This is a genomic window from Chitinophaga niabensis, assembly GCF_039545795.1.
Classification (GTDB): Bacteria; Bacteroidota; Bacteroidia; order Chitinophagales; family Chitinophagaceae; genus Chitinophaga; species Chitinophaga niabensis_B.
In genome coordinates this window covers 2,973,587-2,988,514 of the sequence record NZ_CP154260.1, presented here as the reverse complement: position 1 = coordinate 2,988,514, position 14,928 = coordinate 2,973,587, and the positions used below count along the sequence as shown (strand labels likewise).

The 14,928-nt window shown below is 46.3% G+C and carries 7 protein-coding genes; 1 reads left to right on the top strand and 6 read right to left on the bottom strand.

Annotated features, from left to right (window positions below):
• Positions 1 to 19: 19 nt before the first annotated feature.
• On the bottom strand, positions 20 to 1,816 hold the full coding sequence (locus AAHN97_RS11725) for a RagB/SusD family nutrient uptake outer membrane protein (RefSeq protein WP_343307803.1): 1,797 nt from the start codon (positions 1,814 to 1,816) through the stop codon (positions 20 to 22).
• Positions 1,817 to 1,826: 10 nt separating this feature from the next.
• A complete protein-coding gene (locus tag AAHN97_RS11720) occupies positions 1,827 to 4,931 on the bottom strand; it encodes a SusC/RagA family TonB-linked outer membrane protein (protein ID WP_343307802.1) in 3,105 nt (1,034 codons plus the stop codon).
• A gap of 368 nt (positions 4,932 to 5,299) precedes the next feature.
• Here AAHN97_RS11720 and AAHN97_RS11715 point away from each other — a divergent pair, with 368 nt between their 5' ends.
• The gene (locus AAHN97_RS11715) at positions 5,300 to 6,307 is read left to right on the top strand and encodes a LacI family DNA-binding transcriptional regulator (protein WP_343307801.1); all 1,008 of its coding nucleotides are present in this window, start codon (positions 5,300 to 5,302) and stop codon (positions 6,305 to 6,307) included.
• 30 nt (positions 6,308 to 6,337) lie between these two features.
• Here the strand turns inward: AAHN97_RS11715 and AAHN97_RS11710 are convergent, their stop codons facing one another.
• The 4 genes from AAHN97_RS11710 to AAHN97_RS11695 are packed head-to-tail and all read right to left on the bottom strand — an operon-like array spanning position 6,338 to position 14,740.
• A complete protein-coding gene (locus AAHN97_RS11710) occupies positions 6,338 to 6,715 on the bottom strand; it encodes a DUF4430 domain-containing protein (protein WP_343307800.1) in 378 nt (125 codons plus the stop codon).
• Positions 6,715 to 7,806, bottom strand: coding sequence for a hypothetical protein (locus AAHN97_RS11705; protein ID WP_343307799.1), 1,092 nt, complete (start codon positions 7,804 to 7,806; stop codon positions 6,715 to 6,717). Before AAHN97_RS11705 ends, AAHN97_RS11710 begins: the two co-directional genes overlap by 1 nt.
• The gene (locus AAHN97_RS11700) at positions 7,727 to 8,152 is read right to left on the bottom strand and encodes a hypothetical protein (protein WP_343307798.1); all 426 of its coding nucleotides are present in this window, start codon (positions 8,150 to 8,152) and stop codon (positions 7,727 to 7,729) included. Before AAHN97_RS11700 ends, AAHN97_RS11705 begins: the two co-directional genes overlap by 80 nt.
• 12 nt (positions 8,153 to 8,164) lie before the next feature.
• A complete protein-coding gene (locus AAHN97_RS11695; protein ID WP_343307797.1) occupies positions 8,165 to 14,740 on the bottom strand; it encodes an RHS repeat-associated core domain-containing protein in 6,576 nt (2,191 codons plus the stop codon).
• Positions 14,741 to 14,928 lie beyond the last annotated feature (188 nt).

Here is a 14,928-nt window from a genome sequence, read left to right as displayed (position 1 = left end):
AATTGTAAGAACTGTATGCTTACCAGCCCGGATTTTGTTTCATGTTAGGGTTCCGGTTCACTTCTGTTTGCGGGATAGGGAAGAAGTAATGTTTGATTTCAAACACTTTGTTTTCCACTACTATATCCGGCTTGTAAGTGAACGTGCCATTAGCAGCCCTGATGATCTGGCAGCCTTTGATGAATTTTGGTAATTGCTCAATGATCATCCATCTGCGCACATCATAATACCGGTGATCTTCAAAGGCCAGTTCTATACGTCTTTCATTGCGGATAAATTCGCGCAGGTTTTCTTGGTTTAAAGGCAGGCCCCTGTTGGTAAAGGAAGCTTGTACAGTGGGCATGCCTGCACGTGCTCTGATAAGGTCTAATGCTGCCACGGGTGTTAGCGGATTGGTAGCTCCGGGTGCTGAATAACCTGGCCCGCCAGCTTCATTGCCTGCTTCGGCAAGGTTCAGCAATACTTCCGCATAACGGAGGTACATCCAGTTATGGTAAGCAGAACCTGTAGCCCCTGCCGGGTTTACGTTGGCATAGTCCATGAACTTATTCAGGTAATAGGAAGTTTCACTTTTTGCCAGTCCTGTTGCATTTTCGCCACCGTCATAAGTGGAGAAGGTGTAATTGGTTTTGTTGGCGAACTTGGCATATTTAGCGCCGTTGTAGATAATGCTGGCATAGAAACGGGGGTCTCTTTTCAGATAAGGGTCTTTTGCCTGTGCGGCATTTGCCCAGCTGAAAACAGTACCGTTATCCATTTCATAGGCATCCACCAGGTCCTGTGAAGGACAGGTGCCGCCTTTTGCATTGGTGAAACCTGCAGGGAAGTTATCGTTTTCCGTATCCCTGTTAGGCGTTCTTAAACGGGCAAAAATAAGTTCTTTGTTACCTGTGCCTGCACCCCATGCAGTAAACAACGTCTGGTAGTTCTGCTGGCCGTTTGCAGTAGGTTTGTACAACTGGTACCAGTTGAGATCAACCACATCCTGCGCTGCTTTGGCAGCAAGCTCCCAGCGGGTGATATCAACATTTCCATAAGAAGTGAGGCTGTCGTTACCTGCCCGGTTATACAATGGGCTGGCGGCATACAGTAATGCTTTTGCTTTCAGCGCCATGCAGGTACCGCGGTCTATACGGCCTACTTCATTGGGTTCTGTATATGGGTCATTAGGAAAGAGAGCACTGGCTTCATCACAGGAATTGACGATGAAGTCTATCACAGACTTTACGGAACTCCTAGGCACCAGTACATCATCAGATGCTTCAAAAGATTTATCTACAATAGGAATGCCACCCCATTTCTGAAACATGAACCAATGTTGAAATGCCCTGATCATCAGTGCTTCCCCTTTGAACCTGTTCCTGAACCTTTCACTTGTAGTACTGGGAAGCAGGTGTGCATTTTTCAAAGCAGTATTGGCTTTACGGTTGCCATGATAACCTCCCCATTTCAGCCAGGAGCCTATTTCTCCGGCTCCATCACTGGCGCGGTAATACCGCATATTGGAAGGGTTCCAGTTACCGGCACTCATCCGTTGCGCGGCAGAGGGTGTGGTTTTATTAGTAGAGATATGCATCGCTTCATCTGAAGCAGATGCCAGCATGGCATTACCATCCAGCCAGTTGTAACTGGCGGATACTTCCGCCGGCATGTCTGTATAAGCGTTGTTGATAAAGTATTCAGCGCGTGCGGAATCGGAGAATACATCTTCTGCCGATTTAAACTCTACAGGCACCACATACAAAGGGCGTTTGCAACTGAATATTACCCCGGCTGACAAGGCAGCTATTGAAAATATTAAAGTGGACTTCTTCATGATAATGAGTTTAGAATGTTACGTTTAAGCCGCCATTAATAATGCGCTGGATCGGGTATATCACATAATGGCTTGAACGCGCTTCTGTGTCCATCAGATCTGTGGACGACCAGGTGAGCAGATTATAACCGTTCACATAGAAGCGGATCTTTTCGATCCTCATCCTGGAGGTAAGACTTACCGGCAGGGTATAACCGAGTTCCATGGACTTCAGTCTTACCATTGCGCCATTGATTAACCAGTAAGTGGAAGTGCGCTGGTTATTGGCCTTATTGGAAAGTGATAAACGCGGATAGCTGGCATTCTCCCAGCTGGCAGGATCATTGGGATTAAATCTCCCCAGGTGATGCTCACGTACGGTACCATTGTCGTGGAATTCCCAGATGGCTTCTCCTGTCAGGTTTTGCTGTGTGCCCCGTTGCCCGGTGAACAGTACATTCATGTCAAAGCCTTTGTATTTCAATCCCAGGCCGGCGCCATATTGCAGATCAGGCATATTGCTCTGCCCAAGGTATACTTCATCATAAGCATCTATCTGGTTATCGCCATTCTGGTCTTTATATTTGATGTCTCCGGGTTTTACTACGCCGAATGTTTGTGTTGGGCTTGCATCGATCTCTGTCTGATCACGGAAAAGACCCAGGGCCTGTAATCCGAAGATGGCATCCAGCGGCCTGCCGGTGCGGGCCTGGTAAGCGAAACGTTGTGTTTCTTCTCCTCTGTCTATTACTTTGTTATTTGCTTTGGAGATCATACCATTGATAGAGAATTCCAGGTCGCCTATCCTGTCAGTATATCCCAGGGAGGCATCAAAACCTTTGTTCTCTATGATACCGATGGGGAAGTCCGGGAAGCGGATACCCATGATATTGGGCAGCGCGGGCTGGATCATGATATCCTGGTTGCGCTCATGGAAATAATCGAATGTGAGGTTCACTTTGTTCTTTACCAGCACAGCGTCTATTCCTATGTTTGTTTTCTTCACTCTCTCCCAGGTAACATTATTCAGCGCAAATGCATTTTCGTTCCAACCGGGGTAGGAGATAGAAGTATAACCAAAGTTCACGCCGCCGGAAGATGCATATTTCTGATACCAGAGGAAATATCCGCCTACATCATCATTACCGGTGATACCGTAGGAACCCCTGAGTTTCAGGAAATTCACCCACTTATTATCCTTCAGGAAATTCTCTTCGGACAATACCCAGCCCAATGAAGCAGCGGGGAAGAAGCCGAATTTATGAGTAGCCAGGAACTGCTCAGAACCCTGGTAACCGAAATTGAATTCCGCCAGGTAACGTTTATTATAACTGTAGGAAACTTTTCCGTTTGAGCCAAGATATGCCCTGGGAACGTTCCCATCGTTCTCATCTGACATAATCCGCTGTGCAACGGCTACATAAGCAGAAACGGCATGGCGTCCGAACTCCTTGTCATAGTTCAAAGAGGCATCTGTATTAAAGACACGCTGGGTGCCGGGATAATCTATGCCGGACGACATTTGTGAATCGGATCCGGTTTCAACATATTTGATATTACCATTAGGCAGATACTCCACAGTGCCGTTAGGCTGGCGCAGATCATATACTTTGAAGCTTTTGCTGCGGTTGGTGTTCTGATCGTACCAGCTGTCAAAAGCCACATTGGCCCTCAGGGAGAGGCCGGGTGTGATAAAATCAAGATCATGTTTTGCCCTTAAAGTGGCAAACATGCTGCGCACATAATAAAGGGAATATCCCTGTTTGTTGAGTAAACCGTATGGATTGTCTTTATAGTCTTTGGTGCCTCCCAACTGGCCACCGGGTGTAAATACGGGGAAAGCATTGGGGGGTGTTTTGTATAAGGCGCGGAATACGCGGAGGGCTGCATCTGTTCTTGAGCCGGGATAGGTACGTTGTTCCTGCCTGCCGGCGATGTCCAGTGAGAGGGAGAACCGTTTGTTCACGGTAATGTCCACATTGGAGCGCAGCGTGATCATATTGAAATCTGCATTGGTGTTATACGTGTTGGCGTTTTTATCCACTTTATAGGAACCGGAGTTATCTGTATATCCGGCGGAGATAAAGTATTTCGCCACTTTGGAACCACCTTCAATATTTAAACTGTAGCGTTGCTGTACAGTGGATGGATTCATGTATTGATCGTACCAGTTGATATCAGGGTAGAGATAGCGGTCCAGTTCATTTTCATAAATCCCCTGGGAGGCTTTCTCATATTTGGCAAGGTCTGCCGCATTGTATTTTGGTACAGCCCCATCATTGGTCAGCGCTTCATTATAAAGTGTTGCGTACTGGAAGGAGTTGAGGAATTTCGGTTCGGTGGTAGGGGCTTTGATACCGGCCCTGGCATTGAGGGACACTCTGATCTTACCCTCTTCCCCGCGTTTAGTGGTAACGAGGATAATGCCATTGCCACCGCGTAAGCCATACTGTGCCGTAGCCGCAGCATCTTTCAACACAGTGATGGTGGCTATTTCATTCGGGTCCAGGAAGTCCATGCCTCTTTCATATCCATCTACCAGAACAATCGGGGAATTACTCCTGAAAGTGCGTTTGCCGCGAACCAGCAGGGAGGCGCCTTCATCTCCCGGCTCTCCATTATTCTGCATCACAAAAAGACCCGGCAGCAGGCCTTGCATCCTGTTGTCGTTATTGATCACCGGGTTGTTTTCTATGGGTTGCCCATAGATCTGTGAATAGGCACCTGTTACGTTGTGCTTCAGCTGGCGGCCATTATAGACAGTATTGATATACACACTGTCTTTGTTTTTGTCCGTGCCGCTGTTCAACACCACGTATAATTTAGTGCGGCCTGTGAGCGATTCTTCCCGCCTGGCATATTCAGGATGTGTAAAGATCAGTATGGCATCCTTATCAGCCTTAATGGAGAAATGACCATTCTTGCCGGTAATGGCATTGGTGCCGCTGCCTTTCAGCTGTACCACCACGCCGGGAAGGGCAGTGCCATCAGATGCAGTAACAGTTCCTGTAATGGTAATGATCTCATTGTTGTTGACCGGAGTGCCCAGGACGGGTAGGTACAACAGACAGAAAATAACCCCAAAGAGGCGCCGCAGGCTGAAGAGGGCTCTTTTCCGCTTTCTTAAATTTTCCATAACGTAATAATTCATAATTAAAAATCAGGGATGAGCAGGCACAGGAATTTCCATCTCTGTGCAGATTGCACATAGCTCGTATAGATCAGAACACACGAAGAACCATCCTCTCCGGCCGGAAAAGGATAGTGGGTATGTGATTTTACTGTATGTTAAACAGGCATGGTCAGCTTACTGCAGGCATTTGTTCTTTGTATTTTGGTTTGCTTGTAACGTGGACAACATTAACGCGCAGGTGTAATGTTATAAAAAAGAATCAGGCTTTTTGTAAATTCGCGGATTTATTTACGGAAACGTTTCCGTGAAAAGAGGGAATGGTAATTGGTAGTTCCAACTAATAGTTTTATATTAATAGGTGGATTCAAATCATGAGTAAAGTTAATATCAAACAACTGGCCAAGGAGTTAAATTTATCCATTTCTACAGTATCACGTGCATTGAGGGACAGTTATGAGATTAGTGCTGACACCAAAAAGAAGGTATTTGCCTTAGCGAAACAATTAAATTACCAACCTAATCCCAATGCAAGTGGCCTGAGGGGGCAAAAGACAAAAACTATTGCTGTTGTTATCCCTGAAATGGTGAATGATTTTTTTTCTCTTGTAATTGGCGGCATAGAAAAAGTAACCCAGGAACAGGGTTATTACTTACTCTTTTATTTTACGCACGGTGATTATGAACTGGAAGTATCCTTTATCAATACACTGGCAAATGGGAGAGTGGACGGGGTATTATTATCCATGTCCAGAGAAAACAATGATAACAGTCATTTACTGGAATTGAATAAAAATGGCATCCCGCTGGTGCTGTTTGACCGGGTGAGCGATAACCTGGACAGTGTGAAAGTTACTTCTGATAATTATGAAAGCGCGGTAACGGCTACCCGCCACCTGATAGATGCAGGTTGTAAAAAGATCGCTTATCTGCAGGTGCATAAAAATATCTCCATCGGAAAGATCAGGATGAATGGTTACCTGGATGCACTGCAGGGTTCCACCCGCCAGCAGCCGCTGATCGTTGAATGCAGCAATGAAAATGATGAAACCTTTGAGACCATCGAAAAAATGCTGCTGGAGGAAAAACCTGACGGCATCTTTGCCTCTGTGGAAAAGCTGGCCGTTATCTGTTACAGGGTATGTGAGAAGATCAACCTGCGGATCCCGCGTGATATAAAGATCATCAGTTTCTCCAACCTGCAGACGGCTTCTCTGCTGAACCCCTCTTTAACCACCATTACACAGCCGGCCTTTGATATGGGGGAAGCAGCAGCGAAAGAATTACTGCATATCATCAATAAGAAAAGCATGTCTGCTCCAAAAGAAAAACATGTTATTTTGAAATCCCTGCTGATGAAAAGGAAATCTACTTCTGTTTGATGTACCGGATGGCAGCCTGTTCTCCCTGGTTTATTTCGTTTTCAGCGCATGTACCTGTGCCATGAGTGTATGGCCATGCAGCCCCGGGGAATATGCCTGGTATTTAAAAGATACGGCATCCCCATCGTTTACAATAGTGGTATCTATTCCTTCGGTTGCCAGTACATCATTTACATACAGCATCCAGTACTTGTTGCCCATCTGGGTAGTGCCGTCCAGCATGCTAACAAAGTATCCCAGTGAAGCGCCGAAGTATTCCACCCAATAAGAGAGCCTGGGTAGCATAGGCGGATTCACGAACGTGTTGTAAGCGGCTTCCATCACCTGCTGTGCATTCATGCCGCTTGTCCAGGGAATATTATTGATGGTGGCCCCTCCCTGTACGGCCAGGCTTATTGTGTTCGGCATCAGGATAATAATTTCTTCAGGAGTTGATGTTGATGTGCTACGATCAGTGTTTTGCGTTCGTCATCGCCCAGGCTGATAGTGATCTCAAAAGTGTAAGAGCCCAGGAAATCATATTTGCCGCTGCTACTGGCTGCGTATTGTTGTGCTACAATACTGTACAGCCCTGGTTGTGCATTACCGGGTGGCTGAAAGATGAGCTGCAGCGTACCCTGGAAATTAGCAGGGAACATGGTGGAAGCAATCACATTCTGATTGTTATCAGTACCGAGGATGGTTACTGGCCCTGTACTGATGGGTGGATTTAATTGTGGTGCGCTGCAATACAAAGCTACAGTAGATCCTTCCGGAACATTACACACGGCCACAACAGTATGCAGCAGTGGGTTCGGATCAGGATTCAGGAGGTCCAGGTTCCATTCCACACGATTGTTCGGTTTTACATTCACCATCTCCATATTCCGTTGTGCAATGGTATTGTTATTCCTGCAGTAGGTCCACCAGGCTGCGAGATTGGGAAAGGTAGTGGCTTTGGTAATGCCATTGAATCCATTCCAGGTGACCTGTGCAATGAGGCAGTAGTGACCCAGGTCCGGTAATTGCAAAGGCGTCCAGATAAAAGGTTCGGGTGCAGCCCTCACAGTGCTGGCGGGTATGGTGATCTGCTGGCTTTGGCCTATCTGCTGATTGATCCACTGGGAAGGTATCTGCAAAGTACCGCCTGAAGACCAATATAAGGATAATTGAACGGTTAAAGAGGCGGTAGTGGGATTTTTGGCCCGCATGTAAATGTAATTACTCTGGCCTGCTTCAATATTGATCTTTTCCTGCGTGGCAATATCCTGGCCATAGGTAGGTAAGCCATATAATTGCTGCACTTTTGAAGGATCGGCAGGAGACAATTGGGGAACAATATCCGGACTGAGGTTCAGCCCGCCGTAATTAGGTACATCTCCGTTGTCTGTAAGGTAATCGCGAACGAAAACATTGGTAGGTTTGGCCATGTGTTGTTGTTTAGAGTGAAAGAAGCGCTTTTTCTGCCAGGAGGAAAGTGTGATAGAATGAACCGGGAGGCGAAGCTGCTGCTTCTGCATATGTTTCAAATTTGAATTCAATCACGTCTCCCGGATTCAAGGGTATTGCGTTCAGGCTGTTATTGGTTTTTACATTGTTCAGGTATACATACCATATATACCCCGCTGCCCTGAAAGTACCGTTAACAGCTACCACCATGTAACCAATGAATTTTTTATCGTAAGTGCCGTAGTATTGGATCTGAAAGGTGAAAGGCGGTGTGCCGGGCCCCGGAGTAGTATTGTAACAGGCTTCCATGGCGCTCTGGATATAAAGGCCGGGAGACCATGGAATGTTGTAAGTGATAATATTGGGGCTGTTGTAGAACTTCACTTCTATAGTGAAGGAATTAGCTGTTTGTTGCATGAGGTAGTTTGTTTATTTGAAGCCAAGGAAATTAGGAATAGGACGATGCAGGCGCAGATTACCATTGTATGTATCCATGGGCAGACTGGAAATGGTGGTAGCGTTTTTCTTATAATAAAATGCGCTGGACCCATCGCCATCCAGGTTCATTACATTATTGTATCCGCGGCTGGTGAAAAATTTTACCATGTCAGCAAACGTAACGCCCTCACTTGTCCCCTGGAGTTTGCTATCTACTTCAAGCACCAGGAGATGTGTACCCGAATCATCTATGCCTACTGCAGTACGTCCTTTGGGAGAAGTTCTGCTCACAATATCTCCAAATACCTTGCTGGTATCTTCCCCGTTGCGGATGTAGTACATGCCGCCTACTGCATAAGCCACGTTTTGCGTAATGAAATCAGGTGTAAGGTCTTTGTAACGGACCATCTCTGCTTTTTTTCCGTTAGCTGCCGGTGCGCCATCTTTGTAGATCACCATTGCATCCAGGTAATAGCTCAGTCCACCGGATGACCATGCCGGGTAAGTCTGCCAGTTGGATATAGCGTTATTATTGCTGACGCTGAGACCGAGGATATTTGTGCAGGATGCTATGTAAGGATTCAGCCCATCGCTGATATCAAAGAAATTGGAATTGATATATAAAGTTTGATCATAGAGATCTGTCCATGGAGCGTTAATAGGTGTTTGCCCTGATGCTGCAATAATAGGCCTGTAAGGGAAAACAGCATAAGGAGGGGCGCCGCCTGTTGGGCAGTTAACTGTGCTGTTAGATGAGTTATCAGGTACAAAGGGAGTAGCCTTTGTAAGATTAACGATGGAATACCTGCCGGCAATAGGTCTGCTGGTAACACCAAAATCTTTCTGCGTTACATTTACAGGGGCTGTGATGCCATCTCCTGTGGCATCTATCGGAGGGGCTACAGGAGGTGGTGCTACAGGAGTTGTGGAGTTAGTGTTGTTGCTTGTTGATATTACAGGGCTACTGGGTAGATTTGCTGCATTAGACACATACAAAACAGATCCCGCAGCAAGCCCTGCAACCACAGCGACTTTGAGAACAGCCGCTGAAGTGGCTGTTAAAGCTGCTGCACCGGCCGCTACAGGAGCAGCTACTACTATTATTGCAACTACTGCCACTACCACTACAGCCACTGCCACTGCGGTTACCACACCCCAAAAACTCCAGGCACCTGTTGGGTCTGTATAGGAGATGGGGTTATTTCCTGCGTACACATAAGGGCTGGGGTACTGCTGTGCCGGATCTGTTGAATAGAAGCGCCCGCTCCCGGGATCATATAACCTTGCCCGGTAATTGTATAACCCGCTTTCTGCATCGTATTCCTGCCCCGTATACAGGTAATCTACCGGCATTTTTACGAGAGCCGTATCTACTGAAGAATAGGAAATGGTACCGTAGGAATTATAATTGAATGTGGCTTTTGTAACATTATTGGTATCTATCAGCAGCCTCGTAGAATTGAGATAATCCCGTATTACAAAATACCGTTTAGCACCCTGTTGCATGGCTACCATGCCTTTGGGGCCATAAATGTAAAAGGTGTTGACCGCTGGTGTTGTAGTTGTTTTGGTGACCTCATATAATGGATAATCATTTAAGCCGTGTACATATAAACGTTGCTGTGTGGAGTCGTTACCATACTGCACGGTTTTTAATACACGCTGATCTTTACCATCGTATTCAAAAGATAAGGTATTTCCGGACCTGTTCTTCATACTAAGTGTAAGACCGGATAGGGGATCGTATTGAATGCTGTTCACACCATAAGGCGCAGCTGTGATACTGCCGTTCCCGTTATACGTATAATTCTGGTTGAAGCCCTGCACCGTATTTACTTTATTGGTGCCTGCCTGGTACTGGAATTGCAAAGCATTGGTAGTTCCCGTCTGCAACGAAAGGATGTTGCCGTTGTTATCATAACTGAGTGGTGTTTTAATACCCATACTCCAGGGATTATTTGCACCCAGGTTGGCTACTGCCAGCCTGCCATTATTATCGTAGCTGTAACTGGCTTGTATGGACTGGTTGGTGTTTTTATAATAATCACTGAGCGCCTGGATCTTCCCATCGTAATATTGCGGGCCGTCTTTTGTATTCTTATAAGCATAGGTCACTTTTTCGTTGAAGAGCTGATCATTGATACTATTGATCCAGCCGTTCTCTGTATAATTGTAGCTACGCATGAATGTTCCCTTGTTCAGCCGTTCCGTGGTGGCATAGCCATAGTCGTAAGTGGCGTAGTAAGAAGTATCTCCCGGAATTCCTATGGAGGTGAGGTTGCTGGTGCCATCATAGGTGTAAACCAATCCGGGGTAACCTGTGCCGGGGAATTGAACACCAGTGGTACGGCCTTGCTGATCATAAGTATACTGTACAATCCTTGTAGTAGTATCAAAGTCCAGTACCTTTAATCCTTTACCTGTAACCTGTCCGTAACGGTCGTACCAGTATGTTTCGTAGATATCGGGGATGGCATCTGCATTCCAGTTCACGGCTACACCCGTGAGTTTTCCCTGGTAGATGCTATCGCCGGTATAAGTGTCATAGGTATATCTCTTCCGCCAGAAATAATTTCCGCTGGTAGGATAGGAGTTGCTGGTATCTGCGATATCCTGTAAAGTGGTGCTGTTCCAGTTCTGTTGCAGGAAACCTTCTTCTATCACCCTGTTCTGCTGATCGTATTTAATGTAAATGATCGTATCCGGGTTGGCTGCCATACCCGCAGCATCAATACGGAAACGCAAACGTCCTGAGAGATCATAAATGTATTGGCTGGTACCGGCATCGGAAGATGTTTCACTGATCTTATTGCCGGTATAATCATAGTCCTGTGTGCGGATGAAATTACTGTTGCCGGCTAATGAGGAATTATAATAATTAGGTTGATAAGTAGCAACCAGGCGCATGTTGCGATCATATTCGTATTGTGTTTTCAGTGTGTCGTTTCCTTTGATACGTGCTTCTGCAAAAGCCACCTCTTCTTTATTCAGGTAAGTGATAGTAGTGGTACTGTCACTGGATACACGGGTGATGCTGATCAGATCGTTTGGTGTATAGTTGAAGATGTTTCCCTGTGCATTACCATAGGTGAGTTGCAGGTAATGATCATCTTTTTTACCTGCCGTGAAATTGCCGCCACTGCCAATGCCGGTGATCTGCATCAAAGGATCTTTACTATAAGCTACAGATGAGCTGAAAGGATTTTCATATCCTGCTGCTGCACCCAATACACTCGTTTTACTCAGCGTCATGGAATCATAATTAAAGCCGCTGGCGAAGTTGGGTTTGTAGCTAAGACCCAGGCTGTCTGCATTCCTGCCGCCAATGATCCCTGCTCTTGTTTCTGCTACAGGTAAGTTAAGCGGCCCGCCATACAGTATTTCTTTTACCTGCAATTCATTTACACTGCGCCTGATCAGTTGCTGCCTCGGCCGCATCAGGGCATCGAATGTTTGCTGCGTGGCCTGTACATCGTTGAGGAAAAGAAAGTTGTCGAAGTTCACGTGCACATTGGTGGCTATCAGTTGCGCAGGTGCTTTGATACGTCCGTTCGGGAAGTAATATTCAAAAACATACCGGCCATTGAGATAAGCGATCAGGAAGTTACCATTTGAGATGGTGACCATCATGGTGTTGTAATGTGGCACATGCATCAGGGGCTGAGTTTTACAGATCATGTTACCATGATATAGTTTGGCAAACCCCTGTGTAAGTACAAACTTCAGCGTGCTGGTAGATATGATGCTGTCTTTACCAGCCGCCAGGCTATCCAGCTGAAAGGCAAAACCTGTTTCGCTGTTGGCGGTCAGACTGTCAGGGAAGATCTCGGTATACAGCGCAATATTCTCCTGGTTAATATTGCCCGCAAAGGTGGCCGATGCGGGAGAGCCTGTTGTAGTAAGCCAGTTGTTGATAATCTGCATATTCACCATGCCGCTGGCCGGAAAGACCTTTGAATTGGGATTAGCGAAGGGATCCCAGGTACCGCCTTTATGTGCATTAAGGTTCAGTGACATGTTAGGGTAGATGGGATCGAAAGTATCTTTGCCGGTAGTATGCAAACTGCCTTCCCTGGAATTGTAGGGGATGGTCACCTGGCTTATCTGATCACCGCTGCCGGGGCCTATTTCTGCTATAGTTTTGTTGTAGCGGTCCCGCACATAGAAAGTAGCCTGGCCGTTCATGCCTAAGCTGGCAGTTGTAAATCCCCGATGCGTTTCATACACGCTGGCATCGAAGCTGCTGTTCACCGGCATAAAGCTTACATCATCCACTGCAAGATTCGACTGCGGGTCATTCGTATAAATGTAAGTATCTACCTGGAAGATCACATTGGGGTGTAATATTTGTTCTGCAGGAAAATCCATTACACAGGAGAACCAGGTCCATTTTCCATTGGTGGGCAGCAAGGGATATGCCTTGGTTTCGTACCTGTTGTTCAGGCTGTCAAAATACTGGTACTGCATATAGGCAGATAAAGTATCCATGCGATACCAGAAACCATACCGGTAAACCTGGTTCTGACGTACAGGCCGGAATCTGTTCAAAGGATAACCTCCTGCTCCGGGCATGTAACATGACCTGCCGGTATGTGAATAAGCATTTGTAACAGTGCCCTGATCCGGATTCCATCCACTGGAGTTCTCATAAGATTCAAACCCTGTGTAGGCGGCTTCCTGGTTAGTAACACTGGCATTTGTGAATTGTGCCACCAAACGTCCTGCATTTGGAGATACCGCATAAATGGCTGCATCACGGTCTCCTGTTGCATCACTGCTGTCTGTGGCAAAACCTGCCTGGTTCCGGCTGTTATAAGTTGTGTTCACGATCCATTGCGAAGAAGATGCCGTGATAGTAGGGCAATCTTCTACAGTGGCAAGACTATCCCGCATGCTTACACGTTTCCATGGCCCCCAGTTTCCGCTGCTGCCAGGTAAGCCCTGCTGGTTCCATTGTGTCCACTGTGTACATTTGCAGGCGGTGATCTTAAATGCACCCTGCAGGTCTTCCTGCACAGATTCAATTTCTCCTGCCGTTGCACTGATCAGGTGGATATTGGGAGCTGCCAGCGCAGGATATTGCTGGAAGGCATATTGAATGGAGGTAGTAACAGAGTCCGTATTCACTGCAGGGCTTAGTGGTTCCGGCGTTCTGCGGGAAGTAGCCACCTGCACAATTAAATTGTAAGGAGTACCATAAGTATAAGATACCCACTTGCCCACACCATGTAACTGGTTGTAGAATTTATCCAGCTGTGGAAAAGTGTTGCCACTCCAGTAATGAAGTGTGGTGGTGATATTGCTGGTATCGCTGTTCACCAGGTACAGGTACTGGCATCCCTGCAGGGCAGGGCTGTGTACACTGCCGATACTGTATCCGCCCGGCAGTTGCTTTAATGATTGAGCAGGGAGGCCATTTAAGAATCCATATGTTATACTGCCATAATTGTATGGCATGCCATAACGGATCCCCGGATAAGTATTCACGATATTGTAATAATGGTAAATGCCGGAAAGGTCTGTGATCACATTCGTTGTATCATATACAATGGCGGTGTAGGTATTGAGATCAGTAGTATCACCGGAGTTATTACTATAGCCGTCATTCACGGCCAGTTGTACCGTTCTGTAACTATTGCCACCGGCATTGGGAATGTAGGAGTAGGTGGTAACAGCACCGGCCTGATCAGTGAAGGTGGCCATGGCATTAGCATAATTGTTTCCTGTGTTTGGCCAGTAAGTGAAGTTATAACCGCCTGCCATCTGATCCGCATGCTGCCCATAAACCTGGTGATAATGTTTGATGGCCGATAAATTAGGATGGCCGTTCACCTGCTGATAGCTAAGCCCTATATTGGCGATCAGGTTCCCGTTCTTACGATGTGTAACAGATTGCAGTATGCCATTGTAGTTTAGTAACAGCGTATCTCCGGAGGTGTTGTTCACGCTGGTCAGGTTGCCTGTTCCGGAGTAATTGAAACGCAGGGAATCTCCCCATACCGCATCTTTGATGGTGGTCATATTCCATACATTCGCGTTGGGCAATGGTACGGACCTGGTATTAAAAAGATAATGGAGACCTTCTGCAGTGGCTATATCCCAGCTGCTGTTATTGATGAGGCTCACCTGCCATAAATAATATTTGCCGCCTGGTGTGTAGGTATTAGTACCCGTTTGGGTTAAAGGGTAAACCGCATAACCATCCAGCATGTAGATCCCTGATGCATCCTTTGCTATTTTGGGATAGTCCATCAGTTTCCAGCCGTTACCTCCTAATGCATTGTTCTGGTATCCGTTGGGGTTAGCATTATTGAGAGCGGCAGATCGACTGTTATACAAAGCCGTAAGATTGAAGCTGACGTTATTGCCCGTAATACCTATCAGATCAAACGTATTGTTGACGTCACCGGTGAACAGGTTGATGTCCTTATGCAATAAGGTATATGCAGGATTGGGAGGTATGGGATAAATAGCGTCCGGATGAGATTGAGCCTGAACAAAGCAGGACGATAAGATGGATACATAGAACAGCAATGCCTTGGGGCGGCCTGGATGAATTAGTTTCATACTCCGGTTAAAGGGTTAAATGTGAATAAAATGCTTAGGATCGGCGGCAAATAGGGAGCTTGACGGCTAACGATGATAAATGTAGGGGATTTATTCTTAAACAACCGTTACATTAACAATTGAAGCCTAAAATATGAGCAATCAATTATATACGCGTCTTGACATTTGACAGAAAATATCAGTTATTT

Excerpts from the sequence above, each read along its gene's own strand:
- AAHN97_RS11715 (WP_343307801.1), top strand. The coding sequence starts at position 5,300 with ATGAGTAAAGTTAATATCAAACAACTGGCCAAGGAGTTAAATTTATCC.
- AAHN97_RS11725 (WP_343307803.1), bottom strand. The coding sequence starts at position 1,816 with ATGAAGAAGTCCACTTTAATATTTTCAATAGCTGCCTTGTCAGCCGGG.
- AAHN97_RS11705 (WP_343307799.1), bottom strand. The coding sequence starts at position 7,806 with ATGCAGAAGCAGCAGCTTCGCCTCCCGGTTCATTCTATCACACTTTCC.
- AAHN97_RS11720 (WP_343307802.1), bottom strand. The coding sequence starts at position 4,931 with ATGGAAAATTTAAGAAAGCGGAAAAGAGCCCTCTTCAGCCTGCGGCGC.
- AAHN97_RS11710 (WP_343307800.1), bottom strand. The coding sequence starts at position 6,715 with ATGCCGAACACAATAAGCCTGGCCGTACAGGGAGGGGCCACCATCAAT.
- AAHN97_RS11695 (WP_343307797.1), bottom strand. The coding sequence starts at position 14,740 with ATGAAACTAATTCATCCAGGCCGCCCCAAGGCATTGCTGTTCTATGTA.
- AAHN97_RS11700 (WP_343307798.1), bottom strand. The coding sequence starts at position 8,152 with ATGCAACAAACAGCTAATTCCTTCACTATAGAAGTGAAGTTCTACAAC.